This window comes from Arthrobacter sp. NPDC090010 (assembly GCF_044748305.1).
Classification (GTDB): Bacteria; Actinomycetota; Actinomycetes; order Actinomycetales; family Micrococcaceae; genus Arthrobacter_E.
On sequence record NZ_JBIVFT010000005.1, the window covers coordinates 1 to 21,916 of the forward strand.

Consider the following 21,916-nt stretch of genomic DNA (forward strand, 5'->3'; position numbering starts at 1 on the left):
GCTGTGTTCCGGTGCCTCGGCTGTGGGGTTCGGCAGCGTCTGGGCGCTCTTACATACCCCCCCCCCGCCGCCCGGGGCGGGGGGGGGGGGGGGGCCGGGGGCGCCCCCCCCCCCCCCCCCCCCCCCCCCCCCACGCCCGACTAGACTTGAAGAGCTATGCAGTGTGACTACTTCGACGCCGGCCTCTGCCGTTCCTGCACCGAGATGGGCATCCCCTATTCCGCACAACTTCAGAGCAAAGAAGCACACCTGAGACACCAGCTCTCCGCTTTCCGCGAGATCACCTGGCTGCCCAGCTACGCGTCGGACGAGTCCGCATTCCGCAACAAGGCCAAGATGGTGGTCGGCGGCACCGTTGGCTCTCCCACCCTGGGGATCCTTGATGCCGACGGGCTCGGAGTCGATCTGAGAGCCTGCGGGCTCTGTTCGCCCGGCCTGACGCAGACTCTCCCTGCCATTGCGGCTTTCATCACCGCGGCAGGGTTGACGCCCTACTCGGTGCCTGAACGACGCGGCGAACTGAAGTATGTACTCGTCACCGAGTCACCCGACGGGGAACTGATGTTGCGCTTCGTCCTCAGCGGCGAGGCCCCTCTCCCCCGCCTCCGTCAGCATCTGGCTGCTCTGCAGCACGAACTGCCGGACGCCGTCGTCGTCTCTGCGAACATCCATCCCGAACACAAGGCCACCTTGGAAGGAGAGCAGGAGATCCTGCTGACCGAGCGGTCGTCCCTGCCGATGCGACTGGATGGGCTGACCCTTCATTTGCGCACACGCAGCTTCTTCCAGACCAACACGGCCGTGGCCCGCGAACTCTACCGGCAGGGCAGTGACTGGGTGCGCGAGGTGGGTCCGGCCACGCTGTGGGATCTCTACTGCGGGGTCGGGGGCTTCGCGCTGCACAGTGCTCGCGCCCTTGCCGACGGCGATGCGGGACACCCCCGGATCACCGGCATCGAGATGAGTGAAGAGGCGATCGCCAGTGCACAGCTCAGTGCAGACGAAGCGGGCCTGCGAGGATTGGAGTTCGCAGCCGGAGACGCCACGGCGTTCGTCCGTGACGCTGAGGAACAGCCCGAGATGGTGATCGTGAACCCACCCCGGAGGGGACTTGGCGCCGAGCTGTGCGCGCTCCTGGACCAATCCCCCACCCGGCACGTGCTGTACTCCAGCTGCAACGCCGTGACGCTGGCCAAAGACCTTGCCAGGATGCCGGGTCTCGAACCGATCCGGGTGCGTCTGATGGACATGTTCCCCCAGAGTCACCACTACGAGACCATGGTGCTGCTGCGCCGCCGAAACCTCTGAACCTGGAAGAAGAGATGAACACTCCTGTGCCGCCCCGCCACCTCTGGCCCGCCGCCGTCCTTGATGCCGCGCTGATTCTCCTGTTCGCAGCCATCGGACGAGATGCCCACCACCAGACCGAAGGCGCCCTGGGCGTCCTCGCCACCGCATGGCCTTTCCTTGCCGGTGCTGCGATCGGCTGGGTGGCCGGCCGCGTCTGGAAGAGGCCTCTCGCCGTTTGGCCCTCCGGCATCAGCGTCTGGCTGGGCGCCTTGGTGGGCGGCATGGTCCTCAGGGCCCTCACCGGCCAGGTCGTCGTGCTCCCCTTCATCATCGTGGCCGCACTGTTCCTCGCGCTGGTCCTGCTCGGCTGGCGCGCGCTCTGGGCTCTTGCCCGCATGCTCCTCTTGAAGCGCAAGACCCTGTAATAGAGTTCTCGCAGAGCAGCCACAGCCCGTACCACCCGGAAGGACAGCCGTGATCACCGCATTCGTGCACATCAAGACGGACACCTCATCGATCCCCGAATCCGCACAGCAGATCGCCGCCATCGAGGGGATCTCGGAGGTCTACTCGGTGACCGGTGACTGGGACCTCATCGCGATCGCCAAGGTCAACAAGCACGAGGATCTGGCCGATGTGATCGCCGACAAGCTCTCCAAGGTGCCCGCCGTCGTGCACACGACCACCCACATCGCGTTCCGCTCGTATTCGAAAGAGGACCTTGACGAGGCCTTCTCGATGGGCATCGACGACTGAGTCTTCACCGCACGGACGGAGGGCGCCGGGAATATCCCGGCGCCCTCCGTTTCATCCAGGTTCAGATTCCGCCGCAGGACGTCAGCCGCGGCTGGCCTCCACCCAGCGGTCCAGTACATCTGCCGCCGCTCCCGAGTCGATCGACTCCTCGGCGACCCGCATCGCGACGGACAGCCTCTCCGGCAGCGGAGCGTCATGCCCGGGCGCGACGGCGACCAGGCCGGCGGCCGCGTTCAGCACCACCGCGTCGCGGACCGCCCCTCGCTCCCCCGCCAGGAAACGTCGCACCAGGGCGGCGTTCTCATCGGGCTCGGATCCCTTGAGTGCTTCGACGGGAACCAGCTCGACCCCGTAGTCACGGGGATCGAGACGGTGCTCCGTGACCGTTCCCTCCCGCACTTCCCAGAGCGTCGACGGCGCCGATGTCGTGATCTTGTCCCGTCCGTCATCGCCCCGGAACACCAAGGCCCGGGTTCCGCGGCGAGCCAACACGCCCGCCAGCAGCGGCGCCATCCGCTCATTGGCGACGCCGAGGGCCTGGGCCGTCACCCCTGCCGGATTGGTCAAGGGACCGAGGACGTTGAAAGCCGTGGGCACCCCGAGATCGCGACGGACGACGCCGGCGTGCCGGAACGAGGGGTGGAAGACCTGGGCGAAACACAGCGTGATACCCACCTGCCGGGCGATCTCGGCGACCCGGGCGGCGGGGAGATCCAGACGCACGCCGAGCGCTTCGATCACATCCGCGGAACCGGCCTTCGTCGAGGCTCCGCGGTTACCGTGCTTGATGACGGTGTGCCCCGCACCAGAGACCACCAAAGAAGACATCGTGGAGATGTTCACGGTGTCGAGGCCGTCACCCCCGGTGCCGACGATGTCCAAAGTCTCTCCGGGCACGGCGATCCGCTCGGCCCGGTCCAGCATGGTTCCGGCCAGGCCGTCCAGTTCTTCGACCGTCTCACCCTTGGCGCGCAGACTCACCAGGAAGCCTGCAAGCTGCGCGGGACTCGCCGCTCCGTCCATGACCTGACCCATGGCCCAGGCGGTGGCCTCCGCAGGGAGATCCTCCCCTTTGAGGAGGGCCCCGATCAGCAGGGGCCAAGTCCAGGGAACTCGCGGGGTCTGGCGCTCGTTAGTCACGGTACAGATCCTATCGAGTCCCATCGAGGCATCGCCGTCAGGCCCGCAATGTGAACTGCAGCACCCCTTCCGGTGCGGAAAACCACTGTCGTTTTCGCAGCTCTGTAGAAAAAGTGAGCCGAAACGGCGCTTTGCGTTGGGCAGCGCGCCGTTTTACAGACATAATGTCTATGTGACCACAGCGACTCATGCCCCCAGTACCCCGGCGCATCCCACGCTGAACAGGCCAAACATGGTTTCCGTTGGGACCGTGGTCTGGCTGTCCAGCGAGCTGATGTTCTTCGCCGGTCTTTTTGCCATGTACTTCACCCTGCGCTCCACCTCTGGTGAGCTCTGGGCCGAGGAAACCGCGAAGCTGAACTTCCCCTTCGCACTGGTGAACACCATCGTCCTGGTGCTCTCCTCCGTCGCCTGCCAGATGGGCGTCTTCGCCGCAGAGCGGCTCCAGCCTCGCCGCACGGGAGGCTTCTTCCAGGTCGCCCGCTGGGGCATGAACGAATGGTTCGTCCTGACGTTCCTCATGGGTGCCTTCTTCGTGGCCGGCCAGTCCACTGAGTACGCCATGCTGACCAGCGAGCACGTGACCCTGAACGCCAATGCGTACGGTTCCGCCTTCTACATGACCACCGGCTTCCACGGCCTGCACGTCATCGGCGGCCTCATTGCCTTCCTGTTCATCCTGGGCCGCTCCTTCGCAGCCAAGAAGTTCGGTCATTTCGAGGCGACGTCCGCCATCGTGACCTCTTACTACTGGCACTTCGTCGACGTCGTCTGGATCGGGCTCTTCCTGGTCATCTACGTCCTGAAGTGAGACGTGCCTTGAGCACTGAACACGGCAAAGAAAACTCCGTGTCTGCCCGGGCGGCAGACACACGATCGATCAAAGGAACCACCAAGTGAAGGCACTTTCCCTGAAGCGACGTCATCCGCTCGCGGCAATCGCCTTGCTGTTGCTGGGCCTGCTCTTCACCGGTGGCCTTTACGCTGCCGCCTCGACGGCCAACCAGGCCAAGGCCGAGACGAAGAGCTACAGCGCCGGCGATGTTGAAGAAGGCAAGAAGATCTTCGTGGCCAACTGCTCCACCTGTCACGGCATGGGCGCCTCCGGCACCCAGGCAGGTCCTTCGCTGGTCGGCGTCGGTGCCGCAGCGGTTGACTTCCAGGTTGGAACGGGCCGCATGCCGATGCAGATGAACGGCCCGCAGGCTCAGGTCAAGCCGGCTCAGTTCAATGAAGAGCAGACCCGCCAGCTCGCGGCTTACGTCGCATCCCTGGCCCCCGGCCCCAGCGTCCCGGACGCACACATCATCGATGGTCAGGGCGATCCGGCCAAGGGTGGCGAGCTGTTCCGCGTGAACTGCGCCATGTGCCATAACGCCGCAGCCGCCGGTGGCGCGCTGACCCGCGGTAAGTTCGCTCCGAGCCTGCACGGCGTATCGAGCGCGCACATCTACGAGGCCATGGTCACCGGCCCGCAGAACATGCCCGTCTTCAACGATGCGAACATCTCTCCGGAAGGCAAGCGGGACATCATCACCTTCCTGAAGACCATCGAGAACAACCCGTCGCCGGGTGGAGCGGAACTGGGCTCCCTTGGTCCCGTCTCCGAAGGTCTCTTCGTGTGGACTGCGGCACTGGCTGTGATCATCGGCTTCACGATCTGGCTCACTTCGCGCAGCAGCTGACGAAGCGCGCACCACGTGGTCGCTGCATTGACAGCGGCGTAGACATTCAAGAACCTCGGCAGTAGCCGAACTCAGAGAGGGAAAAAGGGGAACCATGGGCAACCATAGTGACGGCAGCTCGACAAGCTCGAGCACCGTAGCTACGGCTGGTCAGCACGATGAAGGAGCATTCCAGGATCCTGGAATCCCCCCTCATCGTCCGCGACTGGCCGACAAAGACCCCAAGGCCGCCAAGCGCGCGGAACGTCAGGTCGCGATTCTGTTCTTCGTGTCCGTGATTGGCACCTTGGTCTTCCTGGTGGCGTACTTCGCCATCGACCTGACCAACACGTCCAGCACCAAGGACATCGGTCTGCAGAACATGCTGCTGGGTGTGGGCACCGCTTTCGCAATGCTCGGTATCGGCACCGGCATCGTGCACTGGGCCAAGACGCTCATGCCTGACCACGAGGTCTCGGAGGAGCGCCATGAGCTGCGTTCCGAAGAAGACCGTCAGGCCGCTGTGGCGATCGCCGACACCATCATCGAGGAATCCGGCATCAAGCGCCGCCCGTTGATCCGCAACACCCTTCTGGGTGCTGTGGCGCTGGCCCCGCTGCCCGCGCTGGCCGTTTTCGGTGATCTGGGCCCCCGCCCGGACGACAAGCTGGCACACACCATGTGGGCTCCGAAGGACGGCAAGCTCAAGCGCCTGACCCGCGACCCCGATGGAACCCCCATCCGGGCTGCGGATGTCACGATCGGCTCGGCCTTCCACGTCATTCCGGAGGGCCTGAACGACCTCGAGACCGGCAAGCTGAACGAGAAGGCCAAGGCCGTCGTGCTGCTCATGCGCCTCAACCCGGATGAGCTTCACCCCTCCCCCGGGCGCGAGAGCTGGGCTTACAACGGCATCGTGGCCTACTCGAAGATCTGCACCCACGTCGGCTGCCCCGTTGCTCTCTACGAGCAGCAGACGCACCACCTGCTGTGCCCGTGTCACCAGTCGACCTTCGACCTGACGAACGAGTGCGCCGTGATCTTCGGCCCGGCAAGCCGCCCGCTGCCGCAGCTGCCCATCGCCGTCGACGACGAGGGATACCTCGTGGCGACGAGCGATTTCAAGGAACCTGTTGGACCGAGTTACTGGGAGCGTGACGAGCATGAGCGCCGCCTCAACAGCTGAGCACTCCACCTACGAGGCGGAGACCAAGTTCGGCCGCTTCACCGACTTCGTCGACCAGCGCGTCGGTGGGTCCGGAATCCTGAAGGAATTCGGCCGGAAGGTCTTCCCGGACCACTGGTCGTTCATGTTTGGCGAGGTGGCTCTGTACTCCTTCGTCATCCTCCTGATGTCCGGCACCTTCCTGACGTTCTTCTTCGACCCGTCGATGGCCGAGACGCACTACCACGGCAGCTATTCGCCGCTGTACAACGTCGAGATGTCGGTAGCGTACAACTCGTCGCTCAACATCTCCTTCGAGGTGCGTGGCGGCCTGTTCATGCGTCAGGTGCACCACTGGGCGGCGCTGCTCTTCGTAGCATCTGTTTCGGTGCACATGCTGCGCGTGTTCTTCACCGGCGCCTTCCGGAAGCCGCGTGAGCTGAACTGGGTCGTGGGTGGCGTTCTGATCATCCTGGCCATGGCCGCCGGCTTCACCGGTTACTCCCTCCCCGATGATCTGCTCTCCGGCAACGGCCTGCGCATCATCGACGGTGTGATCAAGTCCATCCCGGTCATCGGAACCTGGATCTCCTTCTTCCTCTTCGGCGGGGAGTTCCCGGGCACCGCGATCATCGGCCGCCTGTACGTGTTGCACATCCTCCTGATCCCGGCACTGATTCTGCTGATGGTCGCCGTCCACCTGTTCATGGTGGTCGTCCACAAGCACACGCAGTACCCCGGCCCCGGCCGTAACGACCGCAACGTCGTCGGCTACCCGCTCGGCCCGGTGTACGCGGCCAAGGCAGGCGGCTTCTTCTTCATCGTCTTCGGCGTGATCGCTCTGATGGCAGGTTTCTTCACCATCAACCCGATCTGGAACTACGGCCCGTACGATCCCTCCCCCGTGTCCGCAGGCACCCAGCCTGACTGGTACATCGGCTGGGTCGACGGCGCCCTCCGTCTGATGCCAGGTGTGATCGGTTCCCTCGACGGATACCGCCAGCACTTCGAATTCATCATCTTCGGGCACGTCCTGACGCTGAACGTCCTGCTTCCGGCGCTCGTTCCGGCCGGCATCGTCTTCACCGTTCTCTTCACCTACCCGTGGATCGAACGCTGGATCACGAAGGACAACCGCGAGCACCACGTGCTGGACCGCCCGCGTAACGCACCGACTCGTACCGGCATCGGCGTCGCTGGATTCATCTTCTACTGCGTCATGTGGGCAGCAGCCAGCTCCGACCTCATCGCCACACACTTCCACGTGTCCCTGAACGATGTGACGTATTGGCTCCGGGCCCTGTTCTTCATCGGCCCGATCATCGGATTCATGGTGGCAAAGCGCGTCGCGCTGGCCTTGCAGCGCAAGGATCGTGAGATCGCCCTGCACGGCCGCGAGACCGGACGCATCGTGCGCCTGCCGCACGGTGAGTTCATCGAGGTCCATGAGCCGCTCAACGAGTACAAGCGCTACCGTCTCGTCTCCTTCGAGTCCCCCGAGCCGCTGCCGGCACAGCCGAATGCGCAGGGTGTGGTGGACCGCAAGGAACGGCGCCGTGCGAAGTTCTCTCAGTGGTTCTTCGAGGATCGCGTCGCACCGGTCACTCCCGCAGAGCTCGAGGCGTCTCACGCCCATGGGCACCACGGAGAGATCGAGTCCTCTGATGACAGCAAGAGCCTGAGCCACTGAGTCTCCTGCTCTGACGAAGAAGGCCCCCACCCGCTCGGGTGGGGGCCTTCTTCGTCTCTGCGGTAAGACCGTCTTCCGACGCCCGTCGACCCAGCCGCTGGGCCGTGTACGGAACCGCTGCCCGGCCGAGTCCGCTACTGGAGGCGTGAATCAGCGATCCCGGGTAGCGGACTCGCTCCCCCAGTAGCGGACTCGGCCATCGGGAATGGTGACGTCGACGCTGATGACTCGCATGCACGTGGTGCGGAGCCGACTACCGCAGAGTTCTACAAGACAACAGAACAGCAGCAGGGGTCTTGATCCAGCGCCGGCCGTCACACCCCGGGCGGAGGCGCGGAGCGGTAGTTCCTCGGGGACTTCTTGCCCTGCCGTTGGAGAGGGACACGCAAGGAGTAGCGGTCCGCACGGTAATAGGACACCGAGTAGTCCACGATGGTCTCCGCCACGTACGCATGGCGCTGGATCTTCAACAGCGGGGACCCGATGTCCACCTTGAGCAACGTGGCTACCGATGGGCTCGCCGCGGTGGCCTCGACGATGTCCTCACCCCAGTCCATCACCAGGCCATAGTTCTGCTCGAGTTCGCCATACAGGGACACCGGAGCCTTGCCTGCCGTGATGCCGGGCGCACGGGAGGACAGGATGAAGTTCTCGTCGACGCTCATCGGCTCATTGTCGGCCAACAGGAGCCGCCGGAAGCGCACTACCGCTGTGCCTTCCGCGACCTCCAGTTCCCTGGCCAGATGGGCATTCGACCTGATCTCCTCGAAGCTCAGTACGCGCGACGTCGGCACCATGCCTCGGCGCTGCATTTCCTCGCTGTACGAGGTCAGCTTGAGCTGAAGATCCATCTTGGGGCGGTGCACGAAGGTGCCCACGCCGACCATCCGGTCCACCACATTGTCCCGCGCGAGGGAATCCAGGGCCTGGCGTACCGTCATGCGGGCGAGGGCGAAACGCTCACACAGCGCGCGCTCTGAGGGCAGCTCGGCTCCCGGCTGACAACTGCTGTCGATGAATGCCAGCAGGAGCGATTTGAGCTGCTCATAGAGCGGTACAGGGCTGTTCCTGTCGATCTCACCGCTGATGGCCGAGGCGCTGATGGGCATGCTGACTCCGTGGACGCGGATGAACGGTTGACAGCTACTATTCTTGTTCAGATAGCTGTACCGGTCTAATGAATTCCTAGGAGTACCCGTGCCCCTCGTCCGCGCCCGCATCGCCGCCGCGATCGGACTGCATGCCAGGCCCGCCGCCGACTTCGTCCGCGCCGTCACCGAAACGGAGCTGCCGGTCACCATCGCGAAGGTGGGCCAGGAACCCGTCGACGCCCGGTCACTGCTGGAGGTCATGACAGCGGACTTCACCCAGGGCACGGACGTCGTCCTGGGGCTCGACGATGACAAGTACCGCTCCCCCGCCGCGCAGACGACGCTCGAACGACTCAAGGAGCTTCTGGAGACTCAGCGCTGAGCCTCGGGCGGCGGCGCTGCCGCCATCCCCGCACCTGAACAGACGACGGCGGCCCCTCCCGAAGGAAGGGCCGCCGTCGTCTGTCGTCAGCTGCGAAGAGTCACTCAGTGAGCGTGATCGCCTCGGCTGTACTCGAACACCCAGCCGACCAGAGCCACGACGGCCAGGCCTGCTGCGATGAAGAGGATCCACCAGCCGACCGCGAGGCCGAGGAAACCACCGGCGCACGCGAGGCCGAGGACCAGCGGCCACCAGCTCCAAGGGCTGAAGTGGCCCTGCTCGCCGGCGCCTTCATGGATCTCGGCGTCCTCGCGGTCCTCAGGACGCATACCGACGCGCTTGCCGGTGAAGCCGAGGTAGAAGCCGATCATGCCGGCCAGGCCGCCCACCAGGAGGATGCCGAGGATGCCGACCCACTCGGTCCAGTTGGTCAGGAAACCGTAGACGATGGAAACCGGGACGAAGAAGAAGACGCCGGTTCCGAAGAGCCAGGACTCGATTTTCACTTGGCGACTCCCTTCGATACTGCGGAGGTGTGAGCCGGAGCGAGCTCCGGGTGGTGCAGATCCAGCGCGGGACGCTCAGAGCGGATACGCGGGATGGACGTGAAGTTGTGGCGCGGCGGCGGGCAGGACGTGGCCCACTCGAGCGAAGCACCGAAGCCCCACGGGTCATCCACAGTGACCTTCTTGTCGCTGCGCCACGTGATGTACACATTCCAGAAGAACGGGATCAGGGACGCGCCCAGGACGAAGGAGGAGATCGTGGAGAACTGGTTCATGAACGTGAAGTTGTCCTGCGGCATGTAATCCGCGTAACGACGCGGCATGCCGAGCACACCCAGCCAGTGCTGGATCAGGAAGGTTCCGTGGAAGCCGAGGAACAGCATCCAGAAGTGGATCTTGCCAAGGCGCTCGTTGAGCATCTTGCCCGTCCACTTCGGCCACCAGAAGTAGAAGCCTGCGAACATCGCGAACACCACGGTGCCGAAGACGACGTAATGGAAGTGCGCAACCACGAAGTAGCTGTCGGAAAGCTGGAAGTCCAGCGGCGGCGAGGAGAGGATGATGCCGGTCAGACCACCGAAGAGGAAGGTGACCATGAAGCCGAGGCTCCAGAGCATCGGGGTCTCGAAGGTGATCGAGCCTCCCCAGAGTGTTCCGATCCAGTTGAAGAACTTCACGCCGGTCGGGACCGCGATCAGCATCGTCATGAAGGAGAAGAACGGAAGCAGCACGGAACCGGTGACGTACATGTGGTGTGCCCACACCGTGACCGAGAGGGCCGCGATCGAGATCGTGGCGTAGACCAGGCCCTTGTAACCGAAGATCGGTTTACGGCTGAAGACCGGGAAGATCTCCGAAACGATGCCGAAGAACGGCAGCGCGATGATGTACACCTCGGGGTGACCGAAGAACCAGAACAAGTGCTGCCAGAGCACGGCTCCGCCGTTCTCCGGGTCGAAGATGTGTGCTCCGAAGCGACGGTCGGCACCCAGGCCGAACAGGGCCGCAGCCAGCGGGGGGAACGCCATCAGGACCAGGATGGCCGTGATCAGGGTGTTCCAGGTGAAGATCGGCATGCGCCACATGGTCATGCCCGGGGCACGCATGCAGACGATCGTGGTGATGAAGTTGACCGCGCCCAGGATCGTGCCGAAGCCGGAGAGGCCGAGGCCGAACACCCAGAGGTCACCACCCACACCGGGAGAGAACGTCGTATTGGACAGCGGCGCGTAGGCGAACCAGCCGAAGGAGGCGGCACCCTGAGGGGTGATGAAGCCGGAGACCGCGATGGTGGAGCCGAACAGGAAGAACCAGAAGGCCAGCGCGTTCAGTCGCGGGAAGGCGACGTCGGGTGCGCCGATCTGCAGGGGCATGATGACGTTTGCGAAGCCGGCGAAGAGCGGCGTGGCGAACATCAGGAGCATGACCGTGCCGTGCATCGTGAACAGCTGGTTGTACTGTTCCTTGGTCTGCAGGATCTGCATGCCGGGCTCGAAGAGCTCCGCACGGATGAGCAGCGCCATGACGCCGCCCAGGCAGAAGAAGATGAACGAGGCGATCAGGTACATGTACCCGATCGTCTTGTGGTCGGTGGACGTGATCCAGTTGACCACGATCCGGCCCTTGGACTTCGGCACCACAGGTGCGTCCAGGACCCCAGCGGGTTGAGTGTAGGTAGCCACGAGACGTCCCTTAGTTCTTTGCGTTCAGATTCGGGTTGCGGTCGTACTTGTTGCCAAGCTCGCCCGTATTGCCCTGCTTGCGGAGATCTTCCATATGGGCCTGGAACTCGGCCTCGGAAACCACCTTCACGCGGAAGAGCATCTCGGAGTGGTACTCACCGCAGAGCTCGGCGCACTTACCGTCGTAGGTGCCTTCCTTCGTGGGCGTGAAGTTCAGGTAGTTCGTCTTGCCCGGGATCATGTCGCGCTTCTGCAGGAAGGCGGGGACCCAGAAGGAGTGAATGACGTCGCGGGAGTTGAGCTCCAGCTCGACGCTCTTGTTCACGGGCAGGTACAGGGTGGGGAGCTTGTCCTTGTCCACGTCATTACCGGTCAGGTGCGCCTGAACGCCGCCTTCGTAGACCGGCTGCTGAATGACGTTGCCCTGCTTGTAGTTGAAGTCCCATGCCCACTGCTTGCCACGGACGTCGACGACGACGTCGGCCGGCTTCGAGCGGTCATCGATCGCCTGCTGGTCACGGTCGGTGAAGTAGAAGAAGACCAGAACCATGAACAGCGGGATCGTCAGATAGAAGACCTCGAGCGGCAGGTTGTAGCTCAGCTGCTTCGGGAAGCCGGTGGTGCCCTTCCGCCGACGGTAGGCGATGATGCACCAGATGATCAGACCCCAGGTGACGATGCCGACGGCAATAGCGGCGATCCATGAGTTCACCCAGAGGTCGATGATCCGACCGGTGTGATTGGTGACGTCCTTGTCAGAAGGAAGCCACCCCCTGGCGACCTCCGATGAACATCCGGTCAATGCCAACGCACCGGCTACGGCGACGCCGGTGATCGCCGTGATCTTCCCGCGTCGGCTGCCGGTTCGGTTCTGCGAACTCACAGACGGCCCTTCCTCTTTGTTTCTGCACGTGGCGACGTTTTTATGGCACCACAAGCTTTGAGTTTTACTACCCGATGTAGAGCTTACCGCTACGAACAGCGTTTTGCTCACACAACAGCCGTGTGCGTCGCACATTCTTGAGTGACGTGCGCAGCACACGGCTGTCGTGGTGGGGCAGGGCTCAGTGGAACGAGTCGCCGCAGGCGCAGGACCCTCCCGCATTCGGGTTGTCGATGGTGAAGCCCTGCTTGGAAATGGTGTCTTCGAAGTCGATGGAAGCGCCGCTCAGGTACGGAACGCTCATCTTGTCCACCACGACCTCGACACCGTCGAAATCGCGGACCGAGTCGCCGTCCAGGACACGCTCGTCGAAGTACAGCTGGTAGATCAGGCCGGAGCAGCCACCCGGCTGCACGGCGACCCGCAGGCGCAGATCGGTACGGCCTTCCTGCTCGAGGAGGCTTCGGACCTTGTCCGCGGCCACGTCGCTGAGCAGGACCTCGTGGCTCGGCAGCCCGTCATCGGTGGTGGCAGCGACGTTCTCACTGGTGCTGGTGCTCATGGCGGTTCTCCTCTTTCATCTTCCCGGGGCCTGTCATGACCCAGGGACGTTACGTCTCTGACTATGCTACGGCGGATGGCCCACACGCCTTAACACTCAGGTCAACGCGCGCGGCCCCTTTCTTCTTCCCGGAGAGGCTCAGTGCCCGTCGTTGAGTGCGAGCAAGAGGAGGGCTTCCGCCAGGATCGCCTTACGGAACTCCGCGATGTGCAGAGATTCGTTGGCGCTGTGTGCGCGGGAGTCGGGATCCTCGACGCCGGTGACCAGGATCTGCGCCTGCGGGTAGAGCTCCACGAGCTCTGCGATGAACGGGATGGAGCCGCCGATGCCCGTTCCGACCGATTCGGTCCCCCAGGCCTGGGCCAAGGACTCCATCATCAGACGAGCGGCCGGCGATCCCATGTCGACCGCGAACGGGTTGCCCATCTCCCCCGGCGTGAAGGTCACCTGGGCACCGAACGGAGCGTTTGACTCCACATGTGCGCGGACCGCGTCCATGGCTGCTTCCGGGGACTGACCCGGGGCGATGCGCAGGCTGAACTTGGCCCGGGCCGCCGGCAGGAGCGTGTTGCTGGCCACCTCCACGCTGGGCGCATCGATGCCGATGATGGACAGGGCCGGCTTGGTCCAGATCCGGGAGGTGATGCTTCCCTCTCCCGCAAGCCGCACGCCGTCGAGCACCGAGGCGTCCGCACGGTAATCCGCCTCCGGCATGTCGACGTCGGCGTCGTCGTGGGAGACCAGTCCGGCGATCGCGACGTTGCCCTTCTCATCGTGGAAGGTGCTGATGAGCCGCGCCAGCAGCGTCGGTGCATCCAGCACCGGCCCGCCGAACATGCCGGAATGCACGGCGTGATCGAGGACGCGAACCTCCACCGTGCCGTCCACCAGTCCCCGGAGACTCGTGGTGAGCGCCGGGACGCCGATCTTCCAGTTGCTCGAATCGGCGACCACGATCACGTCGGCGGCCAGCTCGGCCTGGTGTTCCTCGAGGAACGCCCGGAACGTCGGGGACCCGGCCTCTTCCTCGCCTTCGATGAACAGCGTCACACCGAGGCCGAGCTCGTCCCCGAGGACCTTCGCCACGGCCGCGCTTGCGGCGAGGTGAACCATGATCCCCGCCTTGTCGTCGGCCGCGCCACGGCCGTACAGGCGACCGTCCCGCTCAACCGCGACGAACGGCGCAGACTCCCAGAGCGCGGTGTCTCCAGGGGGCTGCACATCGTGGTGCGCGTACAGCAGGACGGTGGGCTTGCCCTCCTTCGCCAGGCGGCGGGCGACGACGGCGGGCCCACCCGGCGTTCCGTCCTCCTTGGCGGCCCGGTGCACGCCGACCTGCGGGAAACCTGCGGCTTCGGCGAGCTCGGCGACGGCCGCTGCGCTGCGGTCCAGCTGGCTCGCGTCGAAGCTCGCCCAGGCGATGCCCGGAATGGCGACAAGATCCTTGAGGGTCTCAAGGGTTCCGGTGAAGGACTCGTCGATCGCTGCGCGCAGTGCCTCGGCGTGTGGGCCGGCTGCGGCCAGGGTGTTTTCCTCGTGAGAAGTCATGCGCCCAGCCTACCTGCGAAGCCTTCTCACCAGGCTGAAGCGTCCGTGAGATCGGATGAGCTGCGGAATGGCGTGGGGACGGTCCGCAACGAGTATCCTTGTGGGGTGTTTGGACGAAAGAAGGACGAGCCCCAGTCGCCGGCCGAGACCGAGGTGAGCCCCGCCGCTCCCCTGGCCGGCAAAGGCGCCCCCACCCCTAAGCGGAAGGATCAGGTGGCAGCGCGCAAGCGGCCTTTGGTCCCGGAGGACCGGAAGGCCTCCAAGCAGGCCGAGCGCCTCGCCGTCGCCGAGCAGCGCGCCAAGGTGCGTTCAGCCATGGACACCGGAGATGAGCGTTTCCTTCCGGTCCGCGACAAGGGTCCGCAGAAGCGATTCGCCCGTGACCTCGTGGACTCCCGCTTCAATGTCGGCGAGTTCCTGATGTTCGGTGCGCTCATCTTCGTGGTGGTCTCATTGGTGGTCCCCCAGCGCAGCGACGGCCAGTGGATCGTCCTGGCGGCTTTCTGGGTCATGTTCCTCGTCGTCTTCGTCGACACCTTCTGGCTGAGCCGGCGTCTCAAGAAGGCCCTGACCAACAAGTTCGGACAGGTCGAACGCGGCACCGTCTGGTACGGCTGCATGCGGGCCTTGCAGTTCCGGAAGCTGCGTCTGCCGAAGCCTCAGGTGAGCCGCGGGCAGCGCCCCGAGTAATTCAGCCGGCCGCACGAAAGGCGCCGTCCCACCCGTTGAGGGGTGGGACGGCGCCTTTCGTCATGGTGGCTACCGACGCAGCTTGGCGAGACCGCGGTTGATGTGGCCGGCCCAGAACGGTCCTTCGTACAGGAAAGCCGTGTAGCCCTGCACAAGGTTCGCCCCGGCGTCGAGCCGCTCCTGAACATCGTCCGCGGTCTCGACACCGCCCACCGAAATGATCGTCATCTCCTGGGGGACCTGGGCGCGGAGTCGCTGAAGCACCTCCAGCGAGCGGGCCTTCAGCGGAGCTCCGGAGAGTCCGCCCGCCCCGCAGGCCTCCACCTTCTCGGCGGGGGCCTCAAGGCCCTCCCGCCCGATCGTCGTGTTCGTGGCGATGATCCCGTCCAGGCCCAGATCGACTGCCAGCCGCGCGACGTCGTCGAGATCCTCATCATTGAGATCCGGAGCGATCTTCACCAGCAGGGGGACATGACGGCCTGCGCTGCGGTCAGCCTCCTCGCCGACCGCCTCCAGGAGCGGACGCAAAGAGTCCACGTTCTGCAGCAGCCGCAGGCCGGGGGTGTTCGGTGAGCTGACATTGACCACCAGATAATCGGCCTGAGGCGCCAGGGTCCTCGTGCTCAGCAGATAGTCCTCCGTGGCATGCTCCAGCTCCACCACCTTGGTCTTGCCGATGTTCACCCCGATCACCGGGCGGACCCCCGGGTACTTCCGTGACAGCGCGGCGCGCGCGGCCGCGATCCGCGGAGCGACCTCGACGGCGCCGTCGTTGTTGAACCCCATCCGGTTGATCACCGCCCGGTCCTCGACCAGACGGAAGAGACGCGGCTTCTCATTGCCCGGCTGAGCAGAACCCGTGATGGTGCCTGCCTCGATGTGCCCGAAACCCATCGCGGCGAGAGCCTCGATGGCCAGCCCTTCCTTGTCGAAGCCGGCGGCGAGGCCGAAAGGCGACGGGAAGTCCAGGCCGAGAGCGCGGGTCTTCAGCGCAGGGTGCGGACGGTTGATACGGTGCAGCAGTCCCCCGGCTCCTGCCGTGTTGAAGAATCGGATCGCCTGGTAACCGATCCGGTGGGCCTTCTCCGGATCCATCCAGGAGAAGGCAAGGCGGAAGACGGTGGGATAAATGCGCATGAGTCCATTTTTTCCCCTCAGAGCACCCCAGACAAATGAAGAGCTGCCAGGACTAGGATTACGATGCGGACATCGGAGCTTCAGGAGGGGATATGGAGTGGCAGCCCGACATCCTGGGACCGGAGTTCGAGTCCCTGGAACTGCACCATGTGCGGGCCGGGACAGCGCAGACCGCGACTCTGATCCGGCACCGGCCGCGCCATCCGGCCGGCGCATCGTCGGGTGCCGTCCTGTTTCTGCACGGGTGGAGCGATTACTTCTTCAACAGGGATCTTGCGGAGTTCTTCGCCGGGCAGGGGCTGGACTTCTTCGCGCTCGATCTGCACAACCACGGCAGGAACCTGCGTCCGGACACCACCGGCGGGTATGTGGCGGATCTCCGCCATTACGACGCCGACATCCAGGCCGCGCTGGACGTCGTGAACGAGGGTGGTGAGGCCAGGCCGCTGATCCTGATGGGTCACTCCACCGGCGGCCTGGTGGCTGCATTGTGGGCGGCCAACCACCCCGGACGGGTGGACGGCCTGGTCCTCAACAGCCCGTGGCTGGAGATGCACGGCAGCCCGGTCGTCCGGCACGCCGCCCGCTCATTGCTGGCTCCGCTGAGCCGGGTCCGCCCCAAGACGGTGCTCAGGCTTCCGGAACGCGGTTTCTACTGGCGCAGCATCAGCGCCGAAGCCGAGGGCGAATGGGAACTCGACGAGCGGTACCGCCCTCCCCTGGCCTTCCCTGTCCGGGCGGGCTGGCTGAGTGCGATCCTCAGCGGCCAGGGGCAGGTCGCCCGAGGGCTGGAGCTCCCCATGCCGATCGTCGTGCTGATGTCCTCCTCCAGTTCCAACGGGCCTCTCTGGCGGGAGGACATGCGCCGCAGCGATGCGGTGCTGGACGTCAACACCATGGCGCTGAGGGCTCTCGAGCTCGGCCGTTCGGTCACCCTGGAGCGTGTGGATGGAGCCCTGCACGACGTCTTCCTCTCCCCCGCACCGGTCCGGGGCGAGGCCTATGCCCGCCTGGAACGCTGGCTCCGTGTGCTCTGATGTGTATACCGATTCAGGAAGGAACTCCTCATGACCTCGTCTCTGCCCACCGGGCTGGTCTGGAGCCAGGACGTGCTGTTCAATGACTTCGAACAGTGTTCACTCCCCCTCACCGAGGACGAGGAAGGTCCGGTCACCGCGACCCTGGTCAGGCGGAAGGCCCATCGCGAGCTCTCACATGCCGCCCGGGAACACCGTTGGCCCTCCTGGCTGAGTGCTGTCCGGCAACGCCGCGCCCAGACATCGGGTCACCAGGACGTCGTCCTCTACGTCCACGGCTGGGCCGACTATTTCCTCCAGACCGAGCTGGCGGACTACTTCGAAGACCATGGCGCGAGCTTCTATGCGCTCGATCTGCGCAAGTTCGGGCGGAGCCTCCACGAACACCAGACGGCGGGTTTCAGCGCAGATCTGGAGATCTACGACGAGGACATCGAGGCGGCTCTGTCCGCTCTCGAAGCAGCCGAGAGGCTCCGAGGGGCCACCGAGTTGAGGATCCACCTGCTCGGCCACTCCCTCGGAGGGCTCATCGCGCCTCTCTGGGCCGATAGGAATCCAGGGCGTCTTGCGAGCGTGATCCTCAACTCGCCGTGGCTCGAGCTCCAAGGCAGCTCACTCGTACGGACCATCGCCACGCAATTGGTGGAGCCCTTCGCCAGAGCGGATCCGAAACACGCCTTCCCCCTGCCGGAGATGCCCGCGTACTGGAAGAGCGTCAGCGACAAGGCCTACGGCGAATGGCATATCGTCTCCGCCTGGCGTCCCCGCGAGTCATTCCCCATCCGCGCAGGCTGGATCAAGGCCGTCATGAACGGGCACTCCCGGGTGCAGCACGGACTGAACATCGACGCGCCCGTTCTGGTCATGCTGAGCGAACGCAGCAAGATCCAGACGGACTACACCGAGGAGCTGAAGACCCTCGACGCCGTGATCGACGTCCATGAGACGGCCAAGAGGGCGCTCGGGCTCAGCCGCCGGGTGGCGGTGTTCCGCTATCGTGGTGCCATCCACGACATTTTCATGTCCGCCCGCGATGTGCGGGAGCAGGCCTACAAGGAATGCATGGACTGGCTGGTTCAGACTGCCGCGGAATCGACCGCCGCCCCGTAACGCCGGTCGCGCCGGGCGTAGTTCTCGACGGCACGGTAGAGGGTGCGCCGGTCGACATCGGGCCACAACTCGTCGAGGAAGACGAACTCGGAATACACCGACTGCCACGGCAGGAAGTTGGAACTGCGCTGCTCACCCGAGGAACGCATGAACAGGTCGACGTCGGGCAGATCCGGCTGGTAAAGATACCGCTGCACCGTCTTCTCGGTGATCCGCCCGGGCTTCAGCCTCCCCGCGGCGACGTCTTCCGCCATCCGGTTGAATCCGTCCACCAGTTCGGCCCGGCCACCGTAATTGATGCACATGGTGAGCACGCACTGGGTGTTGCCGCGGGTCAGTTCCTCGGCGGCTTCCAGTTCCCGGATGACGGATCCCCACAGCCGCGGCCGGCGTCCCGACCAGCGGACCTCCACTCCCCAGCGGTTGAGCTGATCCCGCTGCCTTCGAAGCACGTCCTTGTTAAATCCCATGAGGAAGCGCACCTCTTCGGGAGAGCGCTTCCAGTTCTCGGTGGAGAACGCGTACACGGTGACGTACTTGACCCCGAGTTCGATCGCTCCGGCCACCACGTCCAGCAGGGCCGGTTCGCCCGCCTTGTGTCCCTCGATCCGGGGCAGCCCCCGCTGGTTGGCCCAGCGGCCGTTCCCATCCATGACGATGGCCACATGCTGCGGGACCAGAACCCCGGGGACCGACGGCGCCAGGGCCCCGCTGGGATGCGGATAAGGCCGCTCGTATCCGGCACTCGATGCTTCATTGAAGGACACGTGTGTTAATTCCTCAGCTCAGGATGATCGGTCGACGTGCTGCAGGGACTTCACCCTGCGTTCCAGATGCCATTGTAGATAGGCCGCCACCAGGCCGGCTGCTTCGGAGCGCGCCCGTCCGATGGAGCGGTCCGCCTGGTCCCAGTCACCACTGAGCAGCGCCGCAAGCAATTCGACCGTCTCAGGTGCGGGAGCAGGAGAACCGGGCGGACGGCAGTCCGCGCAGACCATGCCGCCGAGGGCCGCGTTGAAGGCCGAATGCGGACCGGGGGCGTCGCAGCGGGCGCAAGCCGTGAAGCTCGGGGCCCAGCCGCCGGTGGCCAGCGCCCGGAGAAGGTATGAGTCCAGGATCAGCCCGGGATCATGCGCGCCGCGGCTCAATGCTGCCAGGGCCCCCACCAGGAGGAGGTACTGCGCCGTTCCCGACTCGCCATCGACGTCGGTCAGTTTCTCCGCGGTCTCGGCCATCGCGGTGGCCACCGTGTAGCGCGAATAGTCGGAAGCGATCGAGTGTCCATAAGAGCCTTTGCTCTGGGCCTGCGTGACCACCTCGAGACTGCGCCCCGGCACGAGTTGCAGATCCGCCACCATGAACGGCTCCAGACGAGAGCCGAAACGGCTGCTGGTGCGACGCACCCCGCGGGCCACCGCCCTGATCTGCCCGTGATGCTTGGTGAGCAGCGTGAGGATGCGATCGGCCTCGCCCAGTTTGTGGGTACGCAGGACGACGGCGTCGTCCCGGTACGCGCGTGAAGTGAAACTCGCCTCTGCCACAATTCATTGTCCCACTCGGGACAGGGGAAAGGCCCCAGGGACGGCGCGTCCCTGGGGCCTTTCGCACCTGGCGTCAGACGGAGCGGTCTCTGATGGCCCGGTTGACGGCCGACACCACTGCCTTGAGCGACGAGGTGCTCGTATTGGATTCGATGCCCACGCCCCACAGGACCCGCTCCCCCACGGCGCACTCGACGTACGCTGCGGCCAGGGCATTGCCACCTTCACTGAGCGCGTGCTCGCTGTAGTCCAGGACCCGGACATCCACGCCGTCCTGACGCAGGATGTCCAGCAACGCGGCGATCGGGCCGTTCCCGTGTCCCGTACGTTCCTGCTGCTGCCCGTCGATCCGCATCGTGGCATGCAACGTCACGGCGCCGCTCTCATCGGATTCGGTCCGCGTCGCGCCCAGCGCATAACGGCCCCACTGCTGGGTCGCCTCCTTGGACGGCAAGTACTCGTCCTGGAAGGCTTTCCAGAGGTCATCCGCGCTCACTTCGCCACCGACCGAATCGGTGCGGCGCTGAATGACACCGGAGAATTCGATCTGGGCACGACGAGGCAGGTCCAGGTGATGCTCGCTCTTGAGCAGGTAAGCGACACCGCCCTTGCCGGACTGCGAATTGACCCGGATCACCGCTTCATAGCTTCGCCCCACGTCCTTCGGGTCGATCGGCAGGTACGGAACCTGCCAGGTGAAGTCGTCGACTGCGACGCCTGCTGCGGCGGCGTCCGCCTCGAGCGCCTCCAGCCCCTTCTTGATCGCGTCCTGGTGGGAACCCGAGAAGGCCGTGAAGACCAGATCGCCACCGTACGGGGACCGCTCCGGAACCGGCAGCTGGTTGCAGTATTCGACGGTCCGGCGGATCTCGTCGATGTCCGAGAAATCGATCATCGGATCGACTCCCTGGACGAACATGTTCAGGCCGAGGGTCACCAGGTCGACGTTGCCGGTGCGCTCACCGTTGCCGAACAGGCAGCCTTCGATCCGGTCGGCGCCGGCCAGGTAGCCGAGTTCCGCCGCCGCCACACCGGTGCCGCGGTCATTGTGCGGGTGCAGGGACAGGATGATGCCGTCGCGCGGGTGCAGGTTCCGGTGCATCCATTCGATCGAGTCGGCGTAGACATTGGGCGTGGCCATCTCGACGGTGGCCGGCAGGTTGATGATCACCTGGCGGTCGGCCGATGCCTCAAAAATGTCCGCGACGGCGTTGCAGACCCGCACTGCGTAGTCCAGCTCGGTGCCGGTGAAGGATTCGGGCGAGTACTCGTAGGTGACGTTGGTATCGGTCAGCGTCTCCTCGTACTTCTTGCACAGCCGTGCACCCTGCAGGGCGATGTCCAGAATTCCGTCCTCGTCCTGCTTGAAGACGACGCGGCGCTGCAGCGTGGAGGTGGAGTTGTAGAGGTGCACGATGACGTTCTTCGCACCCTCGATCGACTCATAGGTCCGCTCGATCAAGTGCTCACGGGCCTGGGTCAGAACCTGAATGGTGACGTCATCCGGAATGTGCTTGCCCTCGATGAGCTGCCGCACGAAGTCGAAGTCGGTCTGGGACGCCGACGGGAAACCGACCTCGATCTCCTTGTAGCCCATCCGGACCAGCAGATCGAACATCTTCATCTTGCGGGCCGGGCTCATGGGATCGATCAGGGCCTGGTTTCCGTCACGCAGGTCCACCGCGCACCAGCGCGGCGCCTTCTCGATGCGTTTGTCCGGCCAGGTGCGGTCCGGCAGATCGACGGTGATCTGCTCATGGAACGGGGTGTAACGGTGAGTCGGCATGCCCGAGGGCTGCTGTGCATTTCGCATGGTTTTCCGGTGCCTTTTCTTATCGGAAGCTACATTCCTTCACGAGCCTCGTGGGCTGTGAGGGTGGCCGGGCGCAACGGACTCCGCGACGAGGAAGCCCGGCTTCTAAAGAAGCGGAAAATCAGGCCTCGCCACGGCAGCTAAGAAGGAGCAGCCCTGTATGCACGAAGTCAGAGTAGCACGTGCGTAGGATGAGGGTGTTCCGCATCACGACGATGTCCACCATGTG

At 64.7% G+C, this 21,916-nt stretch carries 22 protein-coding genes; 11 read left to right on the forward strand and 11 right to left on the reverse strand.

The features are described 5' to 3' along the window. Positions 1 to 156 precede the first annotated feature (156 nt). The 3 genes from rlmC to ACIPXZ_RS09155 are packed head-to-tail and all read left to right on the forward strand — an operon-like array spanning position 157 to position 2,046. Positions 157 to 1,308 (forward strand): 23S rRNA (uracil(747)-C(5))-methyltransferase RlmC, encoded by a 1,152-nt coding sequence (gene rlmC, locus ACIPXZ_RS09145; RefSeq protein WP_400592755.1) that lies wholly within the window; start codon positions 157 to 159, stop codon positions 1,306 to 1,308. Positions 1,309 to 1,322: 14 nt separating this feature from the next. Next, positions 1,323 to 1,715 (forward strand): DUF3054 domain-containing protein, encoded by a 393-nt coding sequence (locus ACIPXZ_RS09150; RefSeq protein ID WP_400592758.1) that lies wholly within the window; start codon positions 1,323 to 1,325, stop codon positions 1,713 to 1,715. A gap of 49 nt (positions 1,716 to 1,764) precedes the next feature. Continuing rightward, positions 1,765 to 2,046, forward strand: a complete 282-nt coding sequence (locus ACIPXZ_RS09155) for an Lrp/AsnC family transcriptional regulator (protein WP_400592761.1) — start codon at positions 1,765 to 1,767, stop codon at positions 2,044 to 2,046. An 81-nt stretch (positions 2,047 to 2,127) separates the two neighbouring features. Here the strand turns inward: ACIPXZ_RS09155 and trpD are convergent, their stop codons facing one another. Continuing rightward, complete coding sequence (gene trpD, locus ACIPXZ_RS09160; RefSeq protein WP_400592763.1) at positions 2,128 to 3,186, reverse strand: anthranilate phosphoribosyltransferase; 1,059 nt, start codon at positions 3,184 to 3,186, stop codon at positions 2,128 to 2,130. Between the two features lie 232 nt (positions 3,187 to 3,418). Between trpD and ACIPXZ_RS09165 the strand changes: the two genes are divergently transcribed. From ACIPXZ_RS09165 to ACIPXZ_RS09180, 4 genes are all read left to right on the forward strand, one after another. Beyond that, positions 3,419 to 3,997, forward strand: a complete 579-nt coding sequence (locus ACIPXZ_RS09165) for a heme-copper oxidase subunit III (RefSeq protein ID WP_400592766.1) — start codon at positions 3,419 to 3,421, stop codon at positions 3,995 to 3,997. Between the two features lie 85 nt (positions 3,998 to 4,082). Next, entirely contained in the window at positions 4,083 to 4,871 is a 789-nt protein-coding gene (locus ACIPXZ_RS09170) for a c-type cytochrome (RefSeq protein WP_400592769.1), read from the forward strand. A gap of 94 nt (positions 4,872 to 4,965) precedes the next feature. Continuing rightward, the gene (locus ACIPXZ_RS09175) at positions 4,966 to 6,036 is read left to right on the forward strand and encodes a Rieske 2Fe-2S domain-containing protein (RefSeq protein WP_400592772.1); all 1,071 of its coding nucleotides are present in this window, start codon (positions 4,966 to 4,968) and stop codon (positions 6,034 to 6,036) included. After that, positions 6,014 to 7,705, forward strand: coding sequence for a cytochrome bc complex cytochrome b subunit (locus tag ACIPXZ_RS09180; protein ID WP_400592775.1), 1,692 nt, complete (start codon positions 6,014 to 6,016; stop codon positions 7,703 to 7,705). Before ACIPXZ_RS09175 ends, ACIPXZ_RS09180 begins: the two co-directional genes overlap by 23 nt. Before the next feature lie 314 nt (positions 7,706 to 8,019). Here ACIPXZ_RS09180 and ACIPXZ_RS09185 read toward each other — a convergent pair whose 3' ends face one another. Then, positions 8,020 to 8,814 carry a GntR family transcriptional regulator gene (locus ACIPXZ_RS09185; RefSeq protein ID WP_400592778.1) on the reverse strand — a complete coding sequence of 265 codons (795 nt, stop codon included), beginning with the start codon at positions 8,812 to 8,814 and terminating at the stop codon, positions 8,020 to 8,022. 88 nt (positions 8,815 to 8,902) lie between these two features. Between ACIPXZ_RS09185 and ACIPXZ_RS09190 the strand changes: the two genes are divergently transcribed. Next, positions 8,903 to 9,178 (forward strand): HPr family phosphocarrier protein, encoded by a 276-nt coding sequence (locus ACIPXZ_RS09190; RefSeq protein WP_400592781.1) that lies wholly within the window; start codon positions 8,903 to 8,905, stop codon positions 9,176 to 9,178. 104 nt (positions 9,179 to 9,282) lie between these two features. Here the strand turns inward: ACIPXZ_RS09190 and ACIPXZ_RS09195 are convergent, their stop codons facing one another. The 5 genes from ACIPXZ_RS09195 to ACIPXZ_RS09215 all read right to left on the reverse strand — a co-directional run bounded on the left by ACIPXZ_RS09195 (position 9,283) and on the right by ACIPXZ_RS09215 (position 14,359). Further along, positions 9,283 to 9,684, reverse strand: a complete 402-nt coding sequence (locus ACIPXZ_RS09195) for a cytochrome c oxidase subunit 4 (RefSeq protein WP_400592784.1) — start codon at positions 9,682 to 9,684, stop codon at positions 9,283 to 9,285. After that, on the reverse strand, positions 9,681 to 11,366 hold the full coding sequence (ctaD, locus tag ACIPXZ_RS09200) for a cytochrome c oxidase subunit I (protein WP_400592786.1): 1,686 nt from the start codon (positions 11,364 to 11,366) through the stop codon (positions 9,681 to 9,683). Before ctaD ends, ACIPXZ_RS09195 begins: the two co-directional genes overlap by 4 nt. Positions 11,367 to 11,376: 10 nt before the next feature. Next, positions 11,377 to 12,249, reverse strand: coding sequence for a cytochrome c oxidase subunit II (coxB, locus tag ACIPXZ_RS09205; RefSeq protein ID WP_400592789.1), 873 nt, complete (start codon positions 12,247 to 12,249; stop codon positions 11,377 to 11,379). A 181-nt stretch (positions 12,250 to 12,430) separates the two neighbouring features. Continuing rightward, the gene (locus ACIPXZ_RS09210) at positions 12,431 to 12,811 is read right to left on the reverse strand and encodes a HesB/IscA family protein (protein ID WP_400592791.1); all 381 of its coding nucleotides are present in this window, start codon (positions 12,809 to 12,811) and stop codon (positions 12,431 to 12,433) included. A gap of 138 nt (positions 12,812 to 12,949) precedes the next feature. Next, positions 12,950 to 14,359 carry a dipeptidase gene (locus ACIPXZ_RS09215; protein ID WP_400592794.1) on the reverse strand — a complete coding sequence of 470 codons (1,410 nt, stop codon included), beginning with the start codon at positions 14,357 to 14,359 and terminating at the stop codon, positions 12,950 to 12,952. A gap of 105 nt (positions 14,360 to 14,464) precedes the next feature. On the opposite strand from ACIPXZ_RS09215, the gene ACIPXZ_RS09220 reads away from it, so the two are divergent. After that, a complete protein-coding gene (locus ACIPXZ_RS09220; protein WP_400592797.1) occupies positions 14,465 to 15,049 on the forward strand; it encodes a DUF3043 domain-containing protein in 585 nt (194 codons plus the stop codon). A gap of 69 nt (positions 15,050 to 15,118) precedes the next feature. Here the strand turns inward: ACIPXZ_RS09220 and ACIPXZ_RS09225 are convergent, their stop codons facing one another. Further along, positions 15,119 to 16,186 carry a quinone-dependent dihydroorotate dehydrogenase gene (locus tag ACIPXZ_RS09225; RefSeq protein WP_400592800.1) on the reverse strand — a complete coding sequence of 356 codons (1,068 nt, stop codon included), beginning with the start codon at positions 16,184 to 16,186 and terminating at the stop codon, positions 15,119 to 15,121. Positions 16,187 to 16,278: 92 nt separating this feature from the next. Here ACIPXZ_RS09225 and ACIPXZ_RS09230 point away from each other — a divergent pair, with 92 nt between their 5' ends. After that, positions 16,279 to 17,223: an alpha/beta hydrolase gene (locus tag ACIPXZ_RS09230; protein WP_400592802.1), complete on the forward strand. Its 945-nt coding sequence runs from the start codon at positions 16,279 to 16,281 to the stop codon at positions 17,221 to 17,223. A 30-nt stretch (positions 17,224 to 17,253) separates the two neighbouring features. Beyond that, positions 17,254 to 18,333 (forward strand): alpha/beta hydrolase, encoded by a 1,080-nt coding sequence (locus ACIPXZ_RS09235; protein WP_400592805.1) that lies wholly within the window; start codon positions 17,254 to 17,256, stop codon positions 18,331 to 18,333. Here ACIPXZ_RS09235 and ACIPXZ_RS09240 read toward each other — a convergent pair. From ACIPXZ_RS09240 to leuA, 3 genes are all read right to left on the reverse strand, one after another. After that, positions 18,300 to 19,100 (reverse strand): isoprenyl transferase, encoded by an 801-nt coding sequence (locus ACIPXZ_RS09240; protein ID WP_400592807.1) that lies wholly within the window; start codon positions 19,098 to 19,100, stop codon positions 18,300 to 18,302. The two genes, ACIPXZ_RS09235 and ACIPXZ_RS09240, sit on opposite strands and share 34 nt — an antisense overlap. A gap of 18 nt (positions 19,101 to 19,118) precedes the next feature. After that, positions 19,119 to 19,874, reverse strand: coding sequence for a DNA repair protein RecO (recO, locus tag ACIPXZ_RS09245; RefSeq protein ID WP_400592810.1), 756 nt, complete (start codon positions 19,872 to 19,874; stop codon positions 19,119 to 19,121). Positions 19,875 to 19,947: 73 nt separating this feature from the next. After that, complete coding sequence (gene leuA, locus ACIPXZ_RS09250; RefSeq protein WP_400592812.1) at positions 19,948 to 21,687, reverse strand: 2-isopropylmalate synthase; 1,740 nt, start codon at positions 21,685 to 21,687, stop codon at positions 19,948 to 19,950. Between the last annotated feature and the right edge of the window lie 229 nt (positions 21,688 to 21,916).